Origin of the sequence: Methylobacterium radiodurans (genome assembly GCF_003173735.1) — a bacterium.
In the GTDB taxonomy this organism is placed as follows: domain Bacteria; phylum Pseudomonadota; class Alphaproteobacteria; order Rhizobiales; family Beijerinckiaceae; genus Methylobacterium; species Methylobacterium radiodurans.
In genome coordinates this window covers 4,749,879-4,771,758 of the sequence record NZ_CP029551.1, presented here as the reverse complement: position 1 = coordinate 4,771,758, position 21,880 = coordinate 4,749,879, and the positions used below count along the sequence as shown (strand labels likewise).

At 69.9% G+C, this 21,880-nt stretch carries 21 protein-coding genes and 1 tRNA gene; 15 read left to right on the top strand and 7 right to left on the bottom strand.

What is annotated here, in order from left to right; translation table 11 throughout:
* Positions 1 to 26: 26 nt before the first annotated feature.
* Genes DK427_RS22405 through DK427_RS27430 form a run of 3 tightly spaced genes read right to left on the bottom strand, consistent with a single transcriptional unit; the run spans position 27 to position 1,935 of the window.
* Entirely contained in the window at positions 27 to 851 is an 825-nt protein-coding gene (locus DK427_RS22405; protein ID WP_109954326.1) for a metal ABC transporter permease, read from the bottom strand.
* Between the two features lie 35 nt (positions 852 to 886).
* A complete protein-coding gene (locus tag DK427_RS22400) occupies positions 887 to 1,813 on the bottom strand; it encodes a metal ABC transporter ATP-binding protein (RefSeq protein ID WP_245930675.1) in 927 nt (308 codons plus the stop codon).
* Positions 1,810 to 1,935, bottom strand: a complete 126-nt coding sequence (locus DK427_RS27430; protein WP_281276964.1) for a hypothetical protein — start codon at positions 1,933 to 1,935, stop codon at positions 1,810 to 1,812. The genes DK427_RS22400 and DK427_RS27430 overlap by 4 nt, the downstream gene beginning before the upstream one ends.
* Positions 1,936 to 2,114: 179 nt before the next feature.
* On the opposite strand from DK427_RS27430, the gene DK427_RS22395 reads away from it, so the two are divergent.
* Positions 2,115 to 2,597 (top strand): Fur family transcriptional regulator, encoded by a 483-nt coding sequence (locus DK427_RS22395; RefSeq protein ID WP_109953303.1) that lies wholly within the window; start codon positions 2,115 to 2,117, stop codon positions 2,595 to 2,597.
* A 292-nt stretch (positions 2,598 to 2,889) separates the two neighbouring features.
* Here DK427_RS22395 and DK427_RS22390 read toward each other — a convergent pair whose 3' ends face one another.
* Positions 2,890 to 3,933 (bottom strand): lysine-2,3-aminomutase-like protein, encoded by a 1,044-nt coding sequence (locus DK427_RS22390; protein WP_109953302.1) that lies wholly within the window; start codon positions 3,931 to 3,933, stop codon positions 2,890 to 2,892.
* Entirely contained in the window at positions 3,930 to 4,979 is a 1,050-nt protein-coding gene (gene epmA / locus DK427_RS22385) for an EF-P lysine aminoacylase EpmA (protein ID WP_109953301.1), read from the bottom strand. The genes DK427_RS22390 and epmA overlap by 4 nt, the downstream gene beginning before the upstream one ends.
* A 142-nt stretch (positions 4,980 to 5,121) precedes the next feature.
* Here epmA and efp point away from each other — a divergent pair, with 142 nt between their 5' ends.
* Positions 5,122 to 5,688: an elongation factor P gene (gene efp, locus DK427_RS22380; protein ID WP_109953300.1), complete on the top strand. Its 567-nt coding sequence runs from the start codon at positions 5,122 to 5,124 to the stop codon at positions 5,686 to 5,688.
* A gap of 52 nt (positions 5,689 to 5,740) precedes the next feature.
* Here efp and DK427_RS22375 read toward each other — a convergent pair whose 3' ends face one another.
* Entirely contained in the window at positions 5,741 to 6,733 is a 993-nt protein-coding gene (locus DK427_RS22375) for an acetyltransferase domain-containing protein (RefSeq protein WP_109953299.1), read from the bottom strand.
* Positions 6,734 to 7,049: 316 nt separating this feature from the next.
* Here DK427_RS22375 and DK427_RS22370 point away from each other — a divergent pair, with 316 nt between their 5' ends.
* From DK427_RS22370 to DK427_RS22360, 3 genes are all read left to right on the top strand, one after another.
* Positions 7,050 to 7,655 (top strand): cold-shock protein, encoded by a 606-nt coding sequence (locus tag DK427_RS22370; protein ID WP_109953298.1) that lies wholly within the window; start codon positions 7,050 to 7,052, stop codon positions 7,653 to 7,655.
* Between the two features lie 11 nt (positions 7,656 to 7,666).
* Positions 7,667 to 8,146, top strand: coding sequence for a DUF192 domain-containing protein (locus DK427_RS22365; RefSeq protein WP_425452492.1), 480 nt, complete (start codon positions 7,667 to 7,669; stop codon positions 8,144 to 8,146).
* Positions 8,147 to 8,293: 147 nt separating this feature from the next.
* Positions 8,294 to 8,683 carry a hypothetical protein gene (locus DK427_RS22360; protein WP_109953297.1) on the top strand — a complete coding sequence of 130 codons (390 nt, stop codon included), beginning with the start codon at positions 8,294 to 8,296 and terminating at the stop codon, positions 8,681 to 8,683.
* Between the two features lie 313 nt (positions 8,684 to 8,996).
* Here DK427_RS22360 and DK427_RS22355 read toward each other — a convergent pair whose 3' ends face one another.
* A complete protein-coding gene (locus DK427_RS22355) occupies positions 8,997 to 9,911 on the bottom strand; it encodes an outer membrane protein (RefSeq protein ID WP_109953296.1) in 915 nt (304 codons plus the stop codon).
* Positions 9,912 to 10,260: 349 nt separating this feature from the next.
* Between DK427_RS22355 and tuf the strand changes: the two genes are divergently transcribed.
* The 10 genes from tuf to rpoB all read left to right on the top strand — a co-directional run bounded on the left by tuf (position 10,261) and on the right by rpoB (position 21,813).
* Complete coding sequence (gene tuf / locus DK427_RS22350; RefSeq protein ID WP_066923801.1) at positions 10,261 to 11,451, top strand: elongation factor Tu; 1,191 nt, start codon at positions 10,261 to 10,263, stop codon at positions 11,449 to 11,451.
* A 181-nt stretch (positions 11,452 to 11,632) separates the two neighbouring features.
* Positions 11,633 to 11,709 (top strand) — tRNA-Trp (locus DK427_RS22345).
* A gap of 212 nt (positions 11,710 to 11,921) precedes the next feature.
* Entirely contained in the window at positions 11,922 to 12,218 is a 297-nt protein-coding gene (secE, locus tag DK427_RS22340) for a preprotein translocase subunit SecE (RefSeq protein WP_109953295.1), read from the top strand.
* A gap of 51 nt (positions 12,219 to 12,269) precedes the next feature.
* Entirely contained in the window at positions 12,270 to 12,803 is a 534-nt protein-coding gene (gene nusG, locus DK427_RS22335; RefSeq protein WP_109953294.1) for a transcription termination/antitermination protein NusG, read from the top strand.
* A gap of 225 nt (positions 12,804 to 13,028) precedes the next feature.
* Positions 13,029 to 13,478: a 50S ribosomal protein L11 gene (rplK, locus tag DK427_RS22330; protein ID WP_066922303.1), complete on the top strand. Its 450-nt coding sequence runs from the start codon at positions 13,029 to 13,031 to the stop codon at positions 13,476 to 13,478.
* Between the two features lie 11 nt (positions 13,479 to 13,489).
* Complete coding sequence (gene rplA / locus DK427_RS22325; RefSeq protein ID WP_109953293.1) at positions 13,490 to 14,188, top strand: 50S ribosomal protein L1; 699 nt, start codon at positions 13,490 to 13,492, stop codon at positions 14,186 to 14,188.
* Positions 14,189 to 14,337: 149 nt separating this feature from the next.
* A complete protein-coding gene (locus tag DK427_RS22320; protein WP_109953292.1) occupies positions 14,338 to 15,981 on the top strand; it encodes a B12-binding domain-containing radical SAM protein in 1,644 nt (547 codons plus the stop codon).
* 502 nt (positions 15,982 to 16,483) lie between these two features.
* The gene (gene rplJ / locus DK427_RS22315; RefSeq protein ID WP_109953291.1) at positions 16,484 to 17,002 is read left to right on the top strand and encodes a 50S ribosomal protein L10; all 519 of its coding nucleotides are present in this window, start codon (positions 16,484 to 16,486) and stop codon (positions 17,000 to 17,002) included.
* Between the two features lie 56 nt (positions 17,003 to 17,058).
* On the top strand, positions 17,059 to 17,439 hold the full coding sequence (gene rplL, locus DK427_RS22310) for a 50S ribosomal protein L7/L12 (RefSeq protein ID WP_066920555.1): 381 nt from the start codon (positions 17,059 to 17,061) through the stop codon (positions 17,437 to 17,439).
* A gap of 243 nt (positions 17,440 to 17,682) precedes the next feature.
* Positions 17,683 to 21,813, top strand: coding sequence for a DNA-directed RNA polymerase subunit beta (gene rpoB / locus DK427_RS22305; RefSeq protein WP_109953290.1), 4,131 nt, complete (start codon positions 17,683 to 17,685; stop codon positions 21,811 to 21,813).
* Positions 21,814 to 21,880 lie beyond the last annotated feature (67 nt).

The following is a 21,880-nucleotide window of genomic DNA, read 5'->3' as shown; positions in this document are numbered from 1 at the left end:
CACGAAGACCGGGGCAGCAGACGGGATCAGGCCTCCAGGTGCCGCGCCCGCACGAGGCGCCAGGCGAGGCCGCCCTGCGGACCGGCGACCAAGGAGACGGCGTAGAGGGCGCCCGCCGCCAGCACGATGGCCGGGCCGCTCGGCAGGTCGAAGCGATAGGAGAGGGCGAGGCCGATCACGCTCGACAGGGCGCCTACCAGCATCGAGACCGGGATCAGGCCGCTCAGGCCGCGCGCCCAGAACCGGGCGGCGATGGCCGGCAGCAGCATCAGCCCGACGGCGAGCAGCGTGCCGAGCGCCTGGAAGCCGGCCACGAGGTTGACCACCACGAGCCCCAGGAAGGCGTAGTGCGCCGGCCCGCCGGCCCGGCTCACGGTCCGCAGGAAGAGCGGATCGACGCACTCCATCACCAGCGGCCGGTAGAGCAGGGCGAGCGCGAAGAGCGTGAGCGTGCTGATCCCGCCGAGAAGCCACAGGGCGGGATCGTCGAGGGCCAGCACCGTGCCGAACAGGATGTGCAGGAGATCGATCTGCGAGCCGCGCAGCGACACGAGGAGGACGCCGGCCGCCAGCGAGATCAGGTAGAAGGCTGCCAGACTCGCGTCCTCGCGCAGCACCGTCGAGCGCGTGACGAACCCGGCGAGTAGCGCCACCGCCAGGCCCGCCACGAGGCCCCCGAGCGTCATCGCGGGCAGCGACAGGCCGGCCACGAGGAAGCCGACTGCCGCCCCGGGCAGGATCGCGTGGCTCATCGCCTCGCTCATCAGGCTCATGCGCCGCAGCATCAGGAAGACGCCCAGCGGCGGCGCCGAGAGCGAGAGCGCGAGGCAGCCGACCAGGGCCCGGCGCATGAAGCCGAACTCGATGAAGGGGGCGAGAAGGTCGCTCACGCCGCGCTCCCGTGCCGGTGTCCGGCATGCGCGTGGCCCTCGTGCGCGTGACCCTGGTCGTGGGCGTGCCCATGATCATGGCCATGATCGTGCCCATGCACGGTCTCCTGCACGGTCCCCTGCACGGTCGCGGGCTCCGCCGGGGCGTGATCGTGGCCCCGCGCGCACACGGCGGCGGCCTCGTCCCAGGCCTCGGAGAGGCGGGCGGCCCGGGCGAGGTTCTGCGGCGTCAGCACCGTCTCGGTCGGCCCCCAGGCCACGGGCTCGCGGGCGATGAGCAGGGTGCGGGGGAAATGCGCCCGCACCTGCGCGAAATCGTGCAGCGCCGCCACGACCGTGCGTCCCTGCGCGTGCCAGCGCCCGATCAGCCCGACGAGGTCGTCGACGGTGCGCGCGTCGATGCCGGTGAAGGGCTCGTCCAGGAGGATCACGGCCGCGTCCTGCAGGATCAGCCGGGCGAAGAGCACGCGCTGGAACTGCCCACCCGACAGCGTGCCGATGGCCCGCCCCTCGAAGCCCGAGAGGCCGACCGCGCCCAGCGCGTCGAGCACCGCGCCGCGGCTCCGGCCGAGGCTGCGCCACGCGCCGGCCCGCCGCCACAGCCCCATGCTGGCGAGGTCGAGCACGCTCAGCGGGAAGCTGCGGTCGATCTCGTCGGCCTGCGGCAGGTAGGCGACGGCCTCGCGGGGCACGCCGCGCAGGATCGCGCCGTCGAGGCACGGGATCTCGCCGACGAGGCCCTTCAGGAGGGTCGATTTGCCGGCCCCGTTGGGGCCCACCACCGCCAGCATGTCGCCCGCGGGGATCGTACCGTCGAGGTGGTGCACCGCCGGGTGCCGGTCGTAGCCGAGGGTGAGCCCGGCGAGCCGGATCGCGCCCGGCGGGGCTTGAAGGCCCGGTGAGGCCCGGAGCGGCGCGCTCACGCGGTCGCCCACAGGATGGCGAGCCAGAGCGGCAGGACGACGCCCGCCGCGAGGGCGAGGCGGAAGCCCAGGCCGCTGCGGAACAGCGAGGCGTGGCGGAGGGGCGTCTGATTCGGGGACAAGGATGCCGTCACGTGTGGGAAAGCCGGCCCAGGGGCGCGGCGGCGCGTGCGACCGCGCGCGGTTTGCCGCAGGATCGGGGGCCGCCTATATGGACGGCTGATACACTGTAACACGCGGCGCGTTCAATGCGGGCCCCTCCGGTGCCCGTTCCACCCGCGCGTCTTCTCCGGGGATCGCCATGCACGGGCACGAGCACGGTGCCGGCCACCACCACGCGCACGGCTTCGACGTCGTCGCGCGCGCCGAGGAGATCTGCCGGGCGCGCGACCTTCAGTTCACACGCCTGCGCCGCGACGTGCTGGAGACGGTGGCGGCGGCGCAGGGGCCGCTCGGGGCCTACGACATCGCCGAGCGGCTGAGCGTGCCGGGCCGGCGGGTCGCCGCGGTCTCGGTCTACCGCGCGCTCGACTTCCTGACGGATCTGAACCTCGTCCACCGGATCGCCAGCCGCAACGCCTTCGTCTCCTGCGCGCACGAGCACGGGGCCGGGGAGGGGCTGGTCTTCCTGATCTGCCGCACCTGCGGCGGCATCGGCGAGACCACGGCGCCGGAGATCGAGGCGGGGCTCGACCGGGCCCTCGACCGGGCCGGCTTCAAGCCGGCGAGCCGGATCGTCGAGGTGGAGGGCGAGTGCGGGGCCTGCCGGGAGCGGCAGGGGTAGGGCAGTTCACCGCCCTCCGGATAGGGCGCTCCCGTGCACGGGACGCGTGCGGACAACCCTGCGCGCGCTCCCTTCCCCCTCTGCGGGGGAGGGTGGCCGTTGCGTCAGCGAGAGTCGGGAGGGGGCTGAACGGGGCAGAATGAGGCTCAGCCCTGCATGCAGGCCGCGCCTCTTCCGGAAGCTGGGTTCCCCTCTCCCGTCCCGCTTTGCGGGCCACCCTCCCCCGCAGAGGGGGGGAGGGAGAGCGCGGCGGGGTCTGCACGAGACGTCTGACCGCGCCGCAGCAGTCGCCTCACTCTTCCGGCGGGTAGGGATGTTCCCGCCCCTGCGGGTCCGTCACCCGCGTGCCCTGCGGCCCCTCCCGCAGGTAGCCCGGTCCGACTGGGACCTTGCCGTGGCCGCCCGGAATGTCGAGCACGTAGGTCGGCTGGGCGAGGCCCGAGAGGCGGCCGCGCAGCGCCCGCATCAGCGCCTGCCCCTCGGCGATCTCCGTGCGCAGGTGGCCGGTGCCGGGGGCGAGGTCGCCGTGGTGCAGGTAGTAGGGCTTCACCCGGTTCTCCACGAAGATGCGCATCAGCGCCTCCAGGCTCGCCGGATCGTCGTTGACGCCCCGCAGCAGCACCGACTGGCTCACCATCGGGATTCCGGCATCGACGAGCCGCGCCACCGCCGCGCACGCCGCGTCGGTGAACTCGCGGGCGTGGTTGGCGTGGAGCGCCACGAACACCGCCCGGCCGAATGTCTTGAGAGCGTGGATGAATTCGTCCGTGACCGTCGCCGGGCTCACCACCGGCACGCGGGTGTGCACCCGCATCACCCGCACGTGCTCGATCCGCCCGAGCCGCCCGGCGATCATGCCGAGGCGGCGCGGCGAGAGCGCGAAGGGGTCGCCGCCCGTCAGCACAACCTCCCAGATCGCCGGATGCGCGGCGATGTAGGCGAGCGCGCGATCGAGTTCCGCCTCGCTGAGCGTGCCCAGTCCGTCCGGCCCCACCATCTCGCGGCGGAAGCAGAAGCGGCAGTAGACCGGACAGACATGGAGCGGCTTCAGGAGCACCCGGTCGGGGTAGCGGTGCACGATCCCGGGAACGGGGGCGTGCGCCCCGTCGCCGATCGGGTCGGCGCGCTCCTCCGGAGCCGTCACCGCCTCCTCGGCGCGCGGCACGAACTGTCGGGCGATCGGGTCGGCCGGGTCGGCGCGGTCGATCAGCTCTGCCGTGTCGGGCGTGAGCGAGACGGCGTAGCGCTGGGCCACCGCGGCGAGGCCGGGCAGGTCGTCGGCCGCCACGAGGCCCGCGGCGGCGAGATCGTCGAGGCTGCGCAGTGGCCGGGTCATCCGGCGACCGGGGTCCAGAGCACGTCCTCGATCCGCCGCGCGCCGACCGCCAGCATCACCAGCCGGTCGAGGCCGAGTGCGCTGCCGGAAGCCTCGGGCATGGCGGCGAGCGCTGCCAGAAACTCCTCGTCGATCGGGTAGGTCTCGCCGTAGACCGCCTGCTTCACCGCCATCTCGGCCGAGAAGCGGCGGCGCTGCTCCTCCGGGTCGGTCAGCTCGCCGAAGGCGTTCGCCAGCTCGACGCCGCAGCAATACAGCTCGAACCGCTCGGTCACCCGCGGGTCGGCCGGGCTCGGGCGGGCGAGCGCGGCCTCGCTGATCGGGTACTCGCAGAGGATCGTCGGACGACCGAGGCCGAGTTCCGGCTCGATCTTCGCCACGAGGACCCGGCTGAACAGATCGGCCCAGGAATCGTCCGCCGCGACCCGCAGGCCGGCGCGGGCCACCGCGGCCGCGAGGCCGTCCCGGTCGGTCTCGCCGGTGGCTGAGACCGTCGCGAGCAGATCGATGCCGGCATGGCGGTCGAAGGCCGCAGCGAGGCTCAGCCGTTCCGGCTCGGCGAAGGGGTCGGCCTCGCGCCCGCGCCAGGTGAACCGGGCCGCGCCGCCCGTCTCGGCGGCGAGCCGCAGCAGGTCGGCGCAATCGTCCATCAGCGCCGTGTAGGGCTCACCGGCCCGGTACCATTCCAGCATGGTGAATTCGGGATGGTGCAGCGGCCCGCGCTCGCGGTTGCGGAAGACCCGGGCGAGGCTGAACAGGCGCGGCTCGCCCGCCGCCAGCAGCTTCTTGCAGGCGAATTCCGGCGAGGTGTGCAGGTAGAGGGGTGCCCGCGCTCCGTCCGCGCCGATGGCCTCCGTGCCGAAGGCCGAGAGATGCGCCTCGTTGCCGGGCGAGACCTGCAGGCAGGCGGTCTCCACCTCCACGAAATCGCGCACGGCGAAGTGCGCGCGCAGGGCGGCCGTGATCCGGTTGCGCGTGAGGAGCACCGGGCGGCGGTCGGCGTGGCGCGCGGGCGCCCACCAGGGAGACTCGAGGGCTGTCGGCACGGTTCGGGCCCGGCGGCTGGCGACGCGGCGGCTGGCAAGCCGGCTGCGGATAGGATAGTGCCGGGGCCAGCCGTGGCCCCGGCGGGCGAACGCCCCGCGCTTGGCGCGCGCGTCCCGCCTTGTCAAATCTAGGACCAGTCCCGTGAAGGTGATCGCCTCAACGCTCCGCAAGGGCAACGTCGTCGAGAAGGACGGCAAGCTCTACGTCATCCTCTTCGCCGAGAACATCCACCCCGGCAAGGGCACGCCGGTGACGCAGCTCGACATGCGCCGCATCACCGACGGCGTGAAGGTCTCGGAGCGCTACCGCACCACCGAGCAGGTCGAGCGCGCCTTCGTGGAGGACCGCGAGCACACCTTCCTGTACCAGGACGGCGAGGGGTTCCACTTCATGAACCCCGAGAACTACGAGCAGGTCGCGGTGCCGGAGGACGTGGTGGGCGATGCCGCCCCCTACCTGCAGGAAGGCATGGCCGTGATGCTCTCGATCCACAACAGCACCCCGCTGACGATCGAGCTGCCCCAGCGCGTGATCCTGGAGGTCGCCGAGACCGAGCCGGTGCTCAAGGGCCAGACCGCCTCCTCGTCCTACAAGCCGGCGACGCTCTCGAACGGCGTCCGCACCACCGTTCCGCCCCACATCGCCGCCGGCACCCGCGTGGTGGTGATGACCGCCGACGGCTCCTACGTCGAGCGCGCCAAGGACTGAAGTCGAGCCACGGACCTTCCCGGGCCGGCACCCGCCCGGGAGGGCCGGCACCTCAGGGTGCGCCCCGCGTGCCCTCAGCGGCCTCGTAGCAGGCCTGCGACAGCGCCTGCGCCCGCAGGCGCTCCTCGCCCGTGAACGCCCGGTCCTGCGCGAGCCAGAGCGTCTCGCGCCGGAGCGCGGCCACGGTGCAGCGGGCCGCGATCCGGCAGGCCCGGGCCTCGCCGCCGGTCCGGGTGCAATGCGCCGCGTAATCGGCCCGGAAGGCCCGCTCGCCAGCCCGCGGATGCGGGCCGGTGAGCGCCGCCACACTCGTCAGGGCGCCGAGCAGCAGAGGCTGGTGCACGAGATAGATCGCGAGGCTGTGCCGCCCGGCGAAGCCGGCCGCGCGACCGATCCGCCCGGCCGGGCGCCAAGCGCCCAGTGGCGAGCGGGCGAGGCGCGGCAGCCCCAGGCGCCCGAGCGCGATGCCCGCGAGCACGATCCCGAACCAGGGGAAGAGCGGCACGTAGTCGTTCGTGCGCGGAAGGCCCTGCCCGAGCCCGAGAAAGAACAGGGCGGGCGCGTCGAGGAACTCCGCCCGCACGAGATGCGGCGCCGCGACGACCAGCGCGGCCGCGAGCCCGGTGACCCAGACCGGCACGAACAGGAACGGCAGCCCGAGCAGGCTCGACACGGCGATGCAGTGCAGGACGCCGAAGAACACGAAGCTGTCCGGGAAGGCGAGCCAGGTCGCCAGGGTGACCGCCAGCGCCGAGAGCCCGATGCGGGAGACCCGCAGCAGCGTCGGGCGGGGGCGGAAGCGCTCGCCATTCATCAGCACCATGCCGACGCCGACGAGCAGCAGGAAGCTGCCGGCGATGAGGTGGGCGGCGACCCGGCCCGCGGGGCTGAGCGCCAGGTTCTCCGGCGTGAGCCGGAGGTAACCGAGGTCCCAGGTCGCGTGGTAGGCCGCCATCGCGGCGAGCGCGGCGCCGCGCAGGGCATCGATGACAGCGAGGCGCCCGCGCGTCGGGTCGGGGGCGGGCGCTGGGGACGGGGTCTGCATGGCGCGGCCATAGCAACCCCGCGCCCGGTTTCGCACCCCGCGGCGATGCGGAGGCCTCTCGCAAAATCGTGATGCCGGACCCGGCGCGCTCACGCGGGGCGCGTCCCCAGGACAGCCGCAAGCCCGGATTTCAGCGGTGCGGCACGGGCCTGCACCCTGTCGGAGCCCGCCGGAACTGCATGTTGCAGCCCTGCCGATACGGCCAAGATTGCATCCCCGGCGGGCGGCCTGCCGGTCAAATGGGCTTCCGCAGAATCAGGACTTCGTTAATCCTGTCCTCGAACCGCGTTGTGCGATTCGGTGTGGGTAGCGCGTGATGTCTGACGATTTCGGATTTGGGTCGGGGGACCCCAGGACCGTAGGGGACATCGAGGGCGCGGCCCGGCGCGAGGCACCCGAACAACCGCTCGACCTCGTGGAGATCGCCGGCCGCATCAAGTGGTTCGACGTGTCCAAGGGCTTCGGCTTCATCGTGCCGGACGACGGCTCGCCGGACGTCCTGCTGCACGTCACCTGCCTGCGCCGCGACGGCCACCAGACGGCCAACGAGGGCGCCCGCATCGTGGTGGAGGCCGTGCAGCGCCCCCGCGGCTGGCAGGCCTTCCGGGTGGTCTCGCTCGATGCGTCGAGCGCGCTGCACCCTTCCGAGTTGCCGATGCCGCGCACCCACGTCACCGTGGTGCCAACGAGCGGCCTGGAGCCGGCGGTGGTGAAGTGGTTCAACCGCCTGCGCGGCTTCGGCTTCGTCTCGCGCGGGGACGGCACGCCCGACATCTTCGTGCACATGGAGACCCTGCGGCGCTACGGCATCGCCGAGCTGAAGCCCGGCGAGACGGTGCTGGTGCGCTACGGCGACGGTTCCAAGGGAGCCATGGCGGCCGAAGTGCGGTTGTTGGACGCCACGCTTCCCGCCTCCCACTGAAGGTTCGCTCTGTGCTGCGTATCCTCCGGGCGCTCGCGCTCGTCGCCCTGCCGCTCGCGGCGGCCCCCGTCCTGCGTCCCGCCGCCGTCCACGCCCAGGACGCGGCCCGCACCGAGCCCCTGACGATCGCGACCCGCGCCGGCCCGCAGCGCTTCGATGTCGAGGTCATGCGCAACGACGCCGACCGGGCACGCGGCCTGATGTTCCGGCGCAGCATGGCGCCGAACCACGGCATGCTGTTCGACTTCGAGCGGGTCGAGCCGGTCGCGATGTGGATGAAGAACACCTACCTGCCGCTCGACATGCTGTTCATCCGGGCCGACGGCACGGTGGCGCGCGTCGCCGCTGATACCGAGCCGCTCTCGACCGCGACCATCCTGTCGGGCGAGCCGGTGCTGGCCGTGCTCGAACTCAACGCCGGCACTGCGGCGCGCCTCGGGATCCGGCCCGGCGACCGGGTCGAGCACCCGCTCTTCCGCAAGGGGCGCTGAGGGCGCGACGCCGTCCCGCCGGATGTGAACGCAAAGGGAACGCGGCGCTTGACGCCTGTGTCGTTCCGGGCCAGTGTTCCTCGAATGTTCCAGCTGGCGCGGTGACGACGATCCACCCCGCGCGCAAGAACAACCGGGGAAGCAGCCATGAACAACGCCGGCGCGGCCGTGACCTTCCGCAACGACGACTGGTCGCTGTCCGAGGACGGTCTGGAGCACGCCAGCGGCTACTTCATCGGCCGCTCCGTCCTCGGCGCGCGGCGCGAGGAAGGGCTCTGGGACTGGCCCCTGCAGATGGCCGAGAAGCGCTGGTGCCGGCCGAGCCTGTTCCGCGAGGCTTTCCTGGCCGCCCTCGACCGCTTCGGCCTGGAGCGCGACGCCGCGCTCGGCCGCTCCTTCGCGCTGGGCTTCGGCATCCGGGCGGGGCAGGGCGGCGCGGACGGGTTCGTGACGCTCGGCGCCCTGCTGCGCCCGGCCGCTCCGACGGCCAGGCCGACACCGGCGCGTCGTCCCGCCCGCGCCGCGGTCAGCGCCTGAGGGAACATCCCTTCGGCACGGTGCCCAGCCTCTGACGGTCTGGCGCCCATGCGGCGGACCGGCGGCCGGCCCTGATCGGGATCGCACACTCCGCCCAAGCTTCCTCAGGTGGGTCGCCGACGGGCGGAGCCTGCCTGTTCGGCGCGCGGCGAACGGTAGCGGGTGTCGACCCAGATCGCTGCCGCGAGGCCCGATGCCCTCTCGCGAAGCCCGGTCGCTCTCGCGGAAAAAGGAGAAGGGCGGCTGCCGTCACCGGCAACCGCCCTCATCGAGAGCTCGTCCGAGCCGGGTCGAACCCGGCCGGAGATCGGTATCAGTAGCTGCCGAACTTGTAGTTGAAGCCGGCGCGAATCAGCTGGCCCTCGGTGTTGAAGCGCGAGGTGTAGGAGCCGTTCGCGGTCGGCACGAACTGGCCGCCAGTCGTCGGGTTGATGCTGCTGACCAGGACGTTACGGCTGCCGAGATCGTAGCGCAGGTACTCGGCCTTCAGGGTCACGTCGGCCTTGAGGCCGAGGTAGCGACCGACGCTGAAGAAGTTCAGGAAGCTGTCGGTCGGGATCGCCCACTCGACGCCGCCGCCGTAGACGTAGCCGGTCTCGAGGTCGTCGTAGCGGCCCGCATAGGCCAGCGGGAAGCCGGCGGCCGCGTTGTTCGAGCGGAATTGCGCGTCGTAGAACACGTTGCCGTAGGCGAAGCCGCCGGTCCCGTAGACGAGGAACCGGTCGAAGGCGTAGCCGACGCGACCCGTCACGGTGCCGAGCCAGTCGAGGCTCTGGCGGTAGGTGCTCACGTCGTTCAGGCCGCTGACGAAGGAGCGGCCGCGGGTGAGGTCGGTCCAGGTCCAGGAGGCCTCGACGCCGACGACGAAGCCGGAGCCCGGCGTGAACTGGTAGTTGTAGCCGATGCCGCCGCCGATCTTGCCGATCTTGTCGGTCTCAGTGCTGAAGGAGGCCGGACGACGGCCGCCCGCGACGTTGCCGACGGTGTCGGTGAAGTTCGGGGCCAGCAGCGTGCCGGTGGCGGCGCTGTTGTTGCCCAGCGTGCGGATGTTACCGTTCTCGGTGATGCCGTACGAGGTGTGCGTGCCGGCGTAGAAGCCCGTCCAGGTGAAGACCGGCACCGGCGTGAAGATCGGCGGCGGGGCGGCGCGGCGGGGCAGGTCGGCGGCGCTCGCGGCACCGGCCACGAGGGCCGAGGCGGCGCTCGCCAGGAGGAGCTTCTTCATCATGGGGTGAAGACCTGAAGGTTTCGGTGATCCTGAAACCACCGGTATAGCGACCGGCAAAGCTTCACTATGCCCGCCGCGCCACACCGGGCGAAAACCGCTCAGCTTCAGCACTCGACAATTTTGTTCGGGTCAAACGCTGAGGCACGATTCGGGAGGAGGCGCATCCCGGGCCGGGTCAGGCGCCAAGTCGCCCTCTATCGGCCGGCCCTTGATCAAAGGACGGGTTCCCTCTAAGCGATCCGCGCTTTTCGCCGGCCCCAGGCTCGCGCGGGCGGCGACGATCGGCCCGGCCGATCGCCAGAACCGGCGCCCGTGCGCCGCGGCCCTTCTCGGTAGGATTCAGGACGCTATGGGCAAGGAAAAGTTCAGCCGTACGAAGCCGCACTGCAACATCGGCACGATCGGCCACGTGGACCACGGCAAGACCTCGCTGACGGCGGCGATCACGAAGGTCCTGGCCGAGTCGGGCGGCGCGACGTTCACGGCCTACGACCAGATCGACAAGGCTCCCGAGGAGAAGGCGCGCGGCATCACGATCTCGACCGCCCACGTCGAGTACGAGACCACGAACCGCCACTACGCCCACGTCGACTGCCCCGGCCACGCCGACTACGTGAAGAACATGATCACGGGCGCCGCCCAGATGGACGGCGCGATCCTGGTGGTCTCGGCCGCCGACGGCCCGATGCCGCAGACCCGCGAGCACATCCTGCTCGCCCGCCAGGTCGGCGTGCCGGCGCTGGTGGTGTTCCTCAACAAGGTCGACATGGTCGATGACGAGGAGCTCCTCGAGCTCGTCGAGCTGGAGGTGCGCGAGCTCCTCTCGAAGTACGACTTCCCCGGCGACGACATCCCGATCACCAAGGGCTCGGCCCTGATGGCGCTCGAGGACAAGGAGCCCAAGATCGGCCGCGACGCCGTGCTCAAGCTGATGGAGACGGTCGACGCCTACATCCCGCAGCCGGAGCGCCCGATCGACCTGCCGTTCCTGATGCCGATCGAGGACGTGTTCTCGATCTCGGGCCGCGGCACGGTGGTGACGGGTCGCGTCGAGCGCGGCATCGTGAAGGTGGGTGAGACGGTCGAGATCGTCGGCATCCGGGCGACCACGACGACGACGGTGACGGGCGTCGAGATGTTCCGCAAGCTGCTCGACCAGGGCCAGGCGGGCGACAACGTGGGCGTGCTGCTGCGCGGCACGAAGCGCGAGGACGTGGAGCGCGGCCAGGTCGTGTGCAAGCCGGGTTCGGTGAAGCCGCACACCAAGTTCAAGGCCGAGGCCTACATCCTGACGAAGGAGGAGGGCGGGCGCCACACGCCGTTCTTCACCAACTACCGGCCGCAATTCTACTTCCGCACCACCGACGTGACGGGCGTGTGCACCCTGCCGGAGGGCACCGAGATGGTGATGCCGGGCGACAACGTGACCATGGACGTCGCGCTGATCGTGCCGGTCGCCATGGAGGAGAAGCTGCGCTTCGCCATCCGCGAGGGCGGCCGCACCGTCGGCGCCGGCGTCGTCGCCGCCATCACCGAGTAATATTTGGGACCGGGCGCGCGGCTTAGATCGCGCGCCTCACCGTCGCGACTGACAGGGGTCGGCCTTCTGGCCGGCCCTTTTCTTGTCGGGCCCAGGGGAATCGGCGCCCTCGCGTCACGATACCCTTGCATCCCGGCCCGGCTTGCGGCATGAGCAGGCCGCGCGCCGCGAGGCGCCGCGCAGGAGTGTAGCTCAACTGGTCAGAGCGCCGGTCTCCAAAACCGGAGGTTGCGGGTTCGAGTCCCTCCACTCCTGCCAGTTCGATTTTCCTGCCTTCCCTTCTCCGCTAGCCCGCCCGAAGCCGCACTGTCGACAAGGCGTTCGACTTGCGCTAGAGCGGGCGCACTCCGAGATCCTGAGAGGCCGTCGGTGCGGGCTGGGCACGAGCCCCCGGCACCCGATGGCCCGTTCCCGGAGGCGGTGTCCGGGCGGGCTCGATCACCGTCGTCAAGAACCAAGACCCTGGCGCCATGGCATCGAACGAAGCGAGCAAGAAGGTGGATACGGCCCGCGCCGCGGCGCGAGGCACGGGCACGCCTGCGCCCTCCCGTCAGGTGCCGCCGCAGCGTCCGGCGCCCAAGCGCGTCGGCCCGGTCGAGTTCCTGTCCCAGGTCCGCGACGAGGGCCGCAAGGTCACGTGGCCGTCCCGGCGCGAGACCACGGTGACCACCATCATGGTCTTCGTGATGGTGATCCTGGCGAGCGTGTTCTTCACGGTCGTCGATCAGGCCCTGCGCTACGGGGTCGGGCTGATCCTCGGCCTGTGAGATGAGCGGGGCCCTCGGGGTCCCCGGATTGGTCCGGAGTTGAACTGAACCGTGTCGAAGCGCTGGTACATCGTCCACGCCTACTCGAACTTCGAGAACAAGGTCGCCCAGTCCATCAAGGATCAGGCGGCCCAGCGCGGGCTGACCGACCTCTTCGACGAGGTGATGGTGCCGACCGAAAAGGTCACCGAGGTGCGTCGCGGCCGCAAGGTCGATGCCGAGCGCAAGTTCTTCCCCGGCTACGTGCTGGTGAAGTGCGACCTCACCGACGAGGTCTACCACCTCATCAAGAACACCCCGAAGGTCACGGGCTTCCTCGGTGCCGACAAGTCGAAGCCGGTTCCGATCCCGGATGCCGAGGCCGAGCGCATCAAGGGCCAGGTCGCCGAGGGCGTCGACCGCCCGAAGCCCTCGATCTCCTTCGAGGTCGGCGAGACGGTGCGCGTCTCGGACGGCCCCTTCGCCAGCTTCAACGGCACGGTGGAGGAGGTGGACGAGACCCGCTCCCGCCTCAAGGTCGCCGTGTCGATCTTCGGCCGCGCCACCCCGGTGGAGCTGGAATACGGCCAGGTCGAGAAGGTCTGATTTTTCGTCGTCTCCGATCGGTCGTCACGGACCTGATCGTCGCTTTTCCCGGCGAGGCCTCGGCCGCGCCGTGAAACGCCGTTGCGGGCACGAGCCCCCTCGGCATCATTCGCGGGAGGCCCGCCCGGATCGCCGCCGGGAGCCCCGGTCCGCACCGCGACCTGCAATCGCCCGTCCGCCCGCGCCTAGGCAGTGCGGCGACGCGCAATTCTTGGGAGTTGTCCCATGGCGAAGAAGATCACGGGCTACGTGAAGCTTCAGGTCCCGGCCGGCGCCGCCAACCCGTCGCCGCCGATCGGCCCCGCGCTCGGTCAGCGCGGCCTCAACATCATGGAATTCTGCAAGGCCTTCAACGCGAAGACCGCGCAGATGGAGAAGGGCACCCCGATCCCGGTGATCATCACCGCGTATCAGGACCGCTCCTTCACCTTCGAGATGAAGCAGCCCCCGGTCACCTTCTTCCTGAAGAAGGCCGTCGGCCTGAAGATCGGCAAGAAGCCGGCCTCCGGCTCGAAGACCCCCGGCAAGGGCCCGACCGTCGGCAAGATCACCGAGGCGCAGCTTCGCGAGATCGCCGAGAAGAAGATGCCCGACCTGAACTGCGACTCGGTCGATTCGGCCGTCGCGATGATCCGTGGCTCCGCGCGGGCCATGGGCCTCGAGATCGTGGCCTGAGGGAGGGCAGCATGGCTAAGGAAGGCAAGCGTATCCGCGCAGCCCGCGAGGGCATCGACCCGACCAAGCTCTACGGCCTGGACGAGGCGATCGCGCTGGTGAAGTCGAAGGCGAACGCCAAGTTCGACGAGACCGTCGAGATCTCGATGAACCTCGGCGTCGACCCGCGCCACGCCGACCAGATGGTCCGCGGCGTCTGCAACCTGCCGAACGGCTCGGGCCGCACGGTCCGCGTGGCGGTCTTCGCCCGCGGCGCCAAGGCGGACGACGCCCGCGCGGCCGGTGCCGACATCGTGGGCGCCGAGGATCTCCTTGAGATCGTCCAGGGCGGCAAGATCGAGTTCGACCGCTGCATCGCGACCCCGGACATGATGCCGCTCGTCGGCCGCCTCGGTAAGGTGCTGGGCCCGCGCGGCCTGATGCCGAACCCGAAGGTCGGCACCGTCACGATGGACGTGAAGGGTGCGGTGGGTGCCGCCAAGGGCGGCGCCGTCGAGTTCCGCGTCGAGAAGGCGGGCATCGTCCACGCCGGCATCGGCAAGGTCTCGTTCGACCAGCAGAAGCTCGTCGAGAACATCAAGGCCTTCGCCGACTCCGTCGCCAAGGCGAAGCCGGCCGGCGCCAAGGGCACCTACATCCAGCGCATCGCCGTCACCTCGACGATGGGCCCGGGTGTAAAGGTCGAGCCGGCCACGGTTCTGACCGCCTGAGGCGCGGCCTCGAGCCACGCAAGATCGGAGCGCCCGGCCGGAGACGGCCGGGCGTTTCTCGTTTCAAGGGTGCGACCTCGTGTTCCGCCTCACCGCAATCTCAACAACGAGGGGGCGCCAAGCTCTTGGGCTGTGCTAGATAGCGCCCCATGCGATGCTCCCTTCCGGTCTCCTCCAAGCGACGCATCCTGTGCGTCTTCCCCGCCTACACGCCGTCCTTCGGCACCTTCTCGCATGCCTACCCACTGATGGGCGGCGTGAAGGCCTTTATGCCGCCGCAGGGGCTGCTGCTGATCGCGGCCTACATGCCGGAGGCCTGGGAATGCCGCTTCATCGATGAGAATATCCGCCGGGCGGCCCCCGCGGACTTCGCCTGGGCGGACGCGGTCTTTGTCTCCGGCATGCACATCCAGGAGCCGCAGATCCACGACATCCGCGAGCGCGCGCACGCGGCCGGCACGGTCGCGGTGCTGGGCGGCCCCTCGGTGTCGGGCGCGCCCGAGAAATACGCCGATTTCGACTACCTGCATCTCGGCGAGATCGGCGACGCCACGGACCGGCTCGTCGAGATCCTCGACCGCGACGTGTCCCGCCCGGCCGCCCAGGTGAGGCTGGAGACCGCCGACCGCCTCGCGCTCGCCGACTTCCCGGCGCCCGCCTACGAGCACGCGCCGCTCAAGCGCTACCTGATCGGCTCGCTGCAATTCTCCTCGGGCTGCCCCTATCGCTGCGAGTTCTGCGACATCCCGCAGCTCTACGGACGCCAGCCGCGGCTCAAGAGCCCCGAGCAGATGTGCGCCGAGCTCGACGCCATCATCAGCCAGCCCGGCCACCCGGCGGTGGTCTACTTCGTGGACGACAACTTCATCGCCAACCGCAAGGCCACGCGGGAGATGCTGCCCCACCTCGTGGCGTGGCAGAAGCGGAACAACTATCCGCTCCAGTTCGCCTGCGAGGCGACGCTCAACATGGCCAAGCAGCCCGAGATCCTCGAGCTGATGCGCCAGGCGAACTTCATGACCGTCTTCGTCGGCATCGAGACGCCGGAGGCCGACGCGCTCAAGGGCATCGACAAGACCCACAACGCCGCCGTGCCGATGTACGAGGCGATCGAGACGCTCAACGCCTACGGCCTGGAGGTCACCTCCGGCATCATCCTCGGGCTCGATTCGGATACCGACAAGTCCGAGCAGAACCTGATCGACTTCATCGACCGCTCGGCGATTCCCGTGCTGACGATCAACCTGCTGCAGGCCCTGCCCAAGACCCCGCTCTGGGACCGGCTGGAGCGGGAGGGCCGCCTCCTCCACGACGCGAGCCTCGAATCGAACGTGCTGTTCAAGCGTCCGCACGACACGGTGGTGAGCTCCTGGCGGCGCGCCATCGCGCATGCCTACACCCCCGAGAAGATCTTCGAGCGCTTCAAGCACCAGTGCGCGGTCACCTACCCGCACCGGATCAAGACGCCCACCAAGGGCAAGCTCACCCGCACCAACCTGCGCCGCGGCCTGATCCTCGGCTTCAACATCGTCACGCGGGTGGGCATCTTCTCCGACTACCGCCGGCCCTTCTGGCAGGCGGCGGGCTATGCCCTGAAGCGGGGGCAGATCGAGGCGGTGTTCAACATGGGCTTCGTCGCCCATCACCTGATCCGCTTCACCCGCGAGGCCCTGCGCGGCGAGCACAACGCCTCGTTCTACGCCGCCAAGGCCGCCGAGGCGAAGGCGGCGCGCGAGCGGAGCTGGTGGGAGAACGCCCGCCGCCGCATCGTCCCGGAGCGCGAGGCGGCCTGAGCTGCGGAGCGGATCGCCTCCTTGCCTGCGGCGTAAAAGTCGCGTTCCGCCCCTTGGCAAGGTGCTTGCAGGCCTCTATACACCCGCTCACGCAATCACATGATCCCATGGAACGGAGCCGTATGGCTGCGCTCCATCATGAGATCCGCTCGGGCGACCGAGCGGGATGGCCGGACGGCGACGCGGGGCGAAAGCCCTTCGGAGCCTCTTCCGGCCATGTCCTGTCCGAGACTGCAGGTGCCGGCACCCGGCTTAATCCACCCGGCCTGCACAGACGGGGATGACCGAATTCAACACCCTCGCCACGGCCTCGTCGGGCCGCGGGGAGGCATCGGTTTGAACCCACTCGCCCTGGAGGCGGCCCGGAGACGGGCAGCATCCGGGAACAGGGCCGCGAAGCGTCGCACGAGGACGTTCCCGGTCTTCCCCGACCGCGTCCGTTCCCGGCGGCATATGCAACCGGCGGACCCCTCCCGGGTTCCGCCAACCGGAGAGAGCCCCAGTGGACCGGACAGCAAAAGCTGATCTCGTCTCGACGCTCAACGGCGTGTTCACGAACAACGCCGTCGTCGTCGTGGCCCACTACAAGGGCCTCACGGTCGCCGACATGCAGAAGCTGCGCTCGCAGATGAAGCAGGCCGGCGCCACCGTGAAGGTCGCAAAGAACACCCTTGCGAGCCTCGCTCTCGATGGCACTGACGTCGCCTCCATCAAGCCCCTCCTGAAGGGCCCGACCCTGCTCGCCTACTCGGGCGACCCGGTCGCCGCCGCCAAGGTCGCGGTGGACTTCGCCAAGACGAACGACAAGCTCGTGATTCTCGGCGGCGCGATGGGAACGACTGCCCTGAACCCGGACGGCGTGAAGGCCCTGGCCTCGCTCCCGTCCCTGGACGAACTGCGCGGCAAGCTCGTGGGCCTCATCCAGGCGCCCGCGACCAAGCTCGCCCAGCTCACCAACGCGCCGGCGGCCAAGCTCGCCCGCGTGTTCGGGGCCTATGCCAAGAAGGACGAGGCGGCCTGAGGCCGTTCGCCCCTTTAAAACCCTTTCGTTCAAACCGATATCAAGGACATTGAATCATGGCTGATCTCGCCAAGCTCGTCGACGACCTCTCGTCGCTGACCGTTCTCGAGGCCGCCGACCTCGCCAAGATGCTCGAGGAGAAGTGGGGCGTCTCGGCCGCCGCTGCCGTCGCCGTTGCCGCCGGCCCGGCCGCCGGTGGTGGCGCCGCTGCCGCCGCCGAGGAGCAGACCGAGTTCACGGTCGTGCTCGCCTCCGCCGGCGACAAGAAGATCGAGGTCATCAAGGAGGTCCGCGCGATCACCGGCCTCGGCCTCAAGGAGGCCAAGGACCTCGTCGAGGGCGCGCCGAAGCCCGTCAAGGAGGGCGTCGCCAAGGACGAGGCCGAGAAGCTCAAGGCCCAGCTCGAGAAGGCCGGCGCCAAGGTCGAGCTCAAGTAAGACCCCGGTGGGCCGCACCCGGCCCATCACTCCACGGCGGCTCATCCACAGCCGATCGTGACCGGAGCCCGCGGGTGTCGCCACCCGCGGGCTAAGGTCGCTTAAAGCGGCCGGCGGACCCTGGAACGGGCCCGGACAGGATTTCGAGACGGGTGGCGCGGTCCGGCGGGGCGCGCGTCACGGGCCCGGCGCGGGAACGACGGTTTCCCCGGGCCACCAGGACGCGGGTAGGAGCGAGGTCACATGGCCAACACGCTGGTCGGTCGCAAGCGCATTCGGAAGTTCTTCGGCAAGATCAAGGAAGTCGCCGAGATGCCGAACCTCATCGAGGTTCAGAAGGCGTCCTACGACCAGTTCCTGATGGTGGACGAGCCCGAGGGCGGCCGCGGCGACGAGGGCCTCCAGAGCGTGTTCAAGTCGGTGTTCCCGATCTCGGACTTCGCCTCGACCTCGCTGCTCGAGTTCGTGCGCTACACCTTCGAGCCGCCGAAGTACGACGTCGACGAGTGCCGCCAGCGCGGCATCACCTTCGCGGCCCCGCTGAAGGTGACGCTGCGCCTCATCGTGTTCGACGTCGATCCGGACACCCAGGCGAAGTCGGTCAAGGACATCAAGGAGCAGGACGTCTACATGGGCGACATGCCCCTGATGACGGAGAACGGCACCTTCATCGTCAACGGCACTGAGCGCGTCATCGTCTCGCAGATGCACCGCTCCCCGGGCGTGTTCTTCGACCACGACAAGGGCAAGACGCACTCGAGCGGAAAGCTGCTGTTTGCCGCCCGCATCATCCCGTACCGCGGCTCCTGGCTCGACGTCGAGTTCGACGCCAAGGACATCGTGCACGTCCGCATCGACCGGAAGCGCAAGCTCCCCGTCACCTCGCTGCTGTTCGCCCTCGGGCTCGACGGCGAGGAGATTCTGTCGACCTTCTACAACAAGGTGATCTACGACCGCGACGGCGCCGACTGGCGCGTGCCGTTCGACGCCGAGCGCCTGAAGGGCTTCAAGGCCTCCGTCGACCTGATCGACGCCGATTCGGGCGAGGTGGTGCTCGAGGCGGGCAAGAAGCTCAACGCCCGCAACGCCCGCCAGATCACCGAGAAGGGCACCAAGTTCCTCAAGGCGACCGACGAGGACCTGATCGGCCAGTACGTGGCCGAGGACCTCGTCAACATGCAGACGGGCGAGATCTGGGCCGAGGCCGGCGAGGAGATCACCGAGAAGCTGCTGAAGGCGCTCGACGAGGTCGGCATCACCGAGATGCCGGTGCTCGACATCGACCACGTCAATGTCGGTCCCTACATCCGCAACACGCTCGCGGTGGACAAGAACTCGGGCCGCGAGGGCGCGCTGTTCGACATCTACCGGGTCATGCGCCCGGGCGAGCCGCCGACGCTCGACACCGCCGAGGCGATGTTCCACTCGCTGTTCTTCGACGCCGAGCGCTACGACCTGTCCGCGGTCGGCCGCGTGAAGATGAACATGCGCCTCGACCTCGACGCCGCCGACACCGTGCGCACGCTCCGCAAGGAGGACATGCTGGCGGTCGTCAAGGCGCTCGTGGAGCTGCGCGACGGCAAGGGCGAGATCGACGACATCGACCACCTCGGCAACCGCCGCGTCCGCTCTGTCGGCGAGCTGATGGAGAACCAGTACCGTCTGGGTCTGCTGCGCATGGAGCGCGCCATCCGCGAGCGCATGAGCCAGGTCGATATCGACACGGTGATGCCGCAGGACCTGATCAACGCGAAGCCGGCCGCCGCCGCCGTGCGCGAGTTCTTCGGCTCCAGCCAGCTCTCGCAGTTCATGGACCAGACCAACCCGCTCTCCGAGGTGACGCACAAGCGCCGCCTGTCGGCGCTCGGCCCGGGCGGTCTGACCCGCGAGCGCGCCGGCTTCGAGGTGCGCGACGTGCACCCGACGCACTATGGCCGCATCTGCCCGATCGAGACGCCGGAAGGCCCGAACATCGGTCTGATCAACTCGCTGGCGACCTTCGCCCGCGTAAACAAGTACGGCTTCATCGAGACCCCGTTCCGCCGCGTCCGCGACGGCGTGGTCACCGACGAGGTCGCCTACCTCTCGGCCATGGAGGAGGCGAAGTACTACGTCGCGCAGGCCAACGCGCAGATGGACGAGAATCGCAAGCTCACGGAGGACCTCGTGGTCTGCCGGCGCGCGGGCGAGGTCATCGTCGTCGGCCCCGAGCGGGTCGACCTCATGGACGTGTCGCCGAAGCAGCTCGTCTCGGTCGCCGCGGCGCTGATCCCGTTCCTCGAGAACGACGACGCCAACCGCGCGCTGATGGGCTCGAACATGCAGCGCCAGGCGGTGCCGCTGGTTCGCGCCGACGCGCCCTTCGTCGGCACCGGCATGGAGGCCGTGGTCGCCCGCGACTCCGGCGCGGCCATCGCCGCGCGCCGCACCGGCATCATCGATCAGGTGGACGCCACCCGTATCGTCATCCGGGCCACCGAGGAGGCCGACGCCAACAAGCCGGGCGTCGACATCTACCGCCTGCAGAAGTTCCAGCGCTCCAACCAGTCGACCTGCATCACGCAGAAGCCGCTGGTCCGCGTCGGCGAGTTCGTGAAGAAGGGCGAAATCATCGCCGACGGTCCCTCGACCGAGTTCGGCGAGCTGGCGCTCGGCCGGAACGTGCTCGTCGCGTTCATGCCGTGGAACGGCTACAACTTCGAGGACTCGATCCTGCTCTCCGAGCGGATCGTGAAGGATGACGTGTTCACCTCGATCCACATCGAGGAATTCGAGGTGATGGCCCGCGACACCAAGCTCGGGCCGGAGGAGATCACCCGCGACATCCCGAACGTCTCGGAGGAGGCGCTCAAGAACCTCGACGAGGCCGGCATCGTCTATATCGGCGCCGAGGTGCATGCCGGCGACATCCTCGTCGGCAAGATCACGCCGAAGGGCGAGAGCCCGATGACGCCGGAGGAGAAACTGCTCCGCGCCATCTTCGGCGAGAAGGCGTCCGACGTGCGCGACACCTCGCTCCGGGTTCCCCCGGGCGTGACCGGCACGATCGTCGAGGTCCGGGTGTTCAACCGCCACGGCGTCGACAAGGACGAGCGCGCCCAGGCGATCGAGCGCGAGGAGATCGAGCGCCTCGCCAAGGACCGCGACGACGAGCAGGCGATCCTCGACCGCAACACCTACGCGCGTCTCTCGGACCTGCTGATCGGCCAGGCTCCGATCGCGGGCCCGCGCGGCTTCCGCAAGGACACGGTGCTCACCCGCGAGGTGATCAGCGAGTACCCGCGCTCGCAATGGTGGCAGTTCGCCGTCATCGACGACCGTCTCATGACCGAGATGGAGGCGATGCAGAAGCAGTACGACGAATCGAAGAAGCGCCTCGAGCAGCGCTTCCTCGACAAGGTCGAGAAGCTGCAGCGCGGCGACGAGCTTCCGCCCGGCGTCATGAAGATGGTCAAGGTCTTCGTGGCGGTGAAGCGCAAGATCCAGCCCGGCGACAAGATGGCCGGCCGTCACGGCAACAAGGGTGTCGTGTCGCGCATCGTGCCGATCGAGGACATGCCGTTCCTTGAGGACGGCACCCACGCCGACATCGTGCTGAACCCGCTCGGCGTGCCGAGCCGCATGAACGTCGGCCAGATTCTCGAGACGCACCTCGGCTGGGCGGCTGCGGGCCTGGGTCGCAAGGTGTCCAAGGCGGTCGATGCCTATCTGAAAACGCAGGACATCGCGCCGCTGAAGGAGGAGATGAAGGCGATCTACTCCCCCCACGAACTCGAAGGCCTGACGGACGAGGAGTACGCCGAGGTCGGCAACAACCTGCGCCGCGGCGTGCCGATGGCCACGCCCGTGTTCAACGGCGCCAAGGAAGCCGACATCGAGCAGATGCTGGAGATGGCCGGGCTGGACCGCTCGGCGCAGTCGACCCTCTACGACGGTCGCACCGGCGAGCCCTTCGACCGCAAGGTCACCATGGGCTACATCTACATGCTGAAGCTCCACCACCTCGTGGACGACAAGATCCACGCGCGCTCCATCGGTCCCTACTCGCTCGTCACCCAGCAGCCGCTGGGCGGCAAGGCGCAGTTCGGCGGCCAGCGCTTCGGCGAGATGGAGGTCTGGGCGCTGGAGGCCTACGGCGCGGCCTACACGCTGCAGGAGATGCTGACCGTGAAGTCGGACGACGTGGCCGGCCGCACCAAGGTCTACGAGGCGATCGTCCGAGGCGACGACACCTTCGAGGCCGGCATCCCCGAGTCCTTCAACGTGCTGGTGAAGGAGATGCGCTCGCTCGGCCTCAACGTCGAGCTGACGAGCTCCAAGCAGCAGCAGGCCGCCAACGACCAGATCGAGCCGCCCGCCAACGCGGCCGAGTAAGCAGACGACACCTCCCGTGCCGGCGCATGAGCCGGCACGGTCCGAGCGGGGAGGGGCGGGGCCTCCA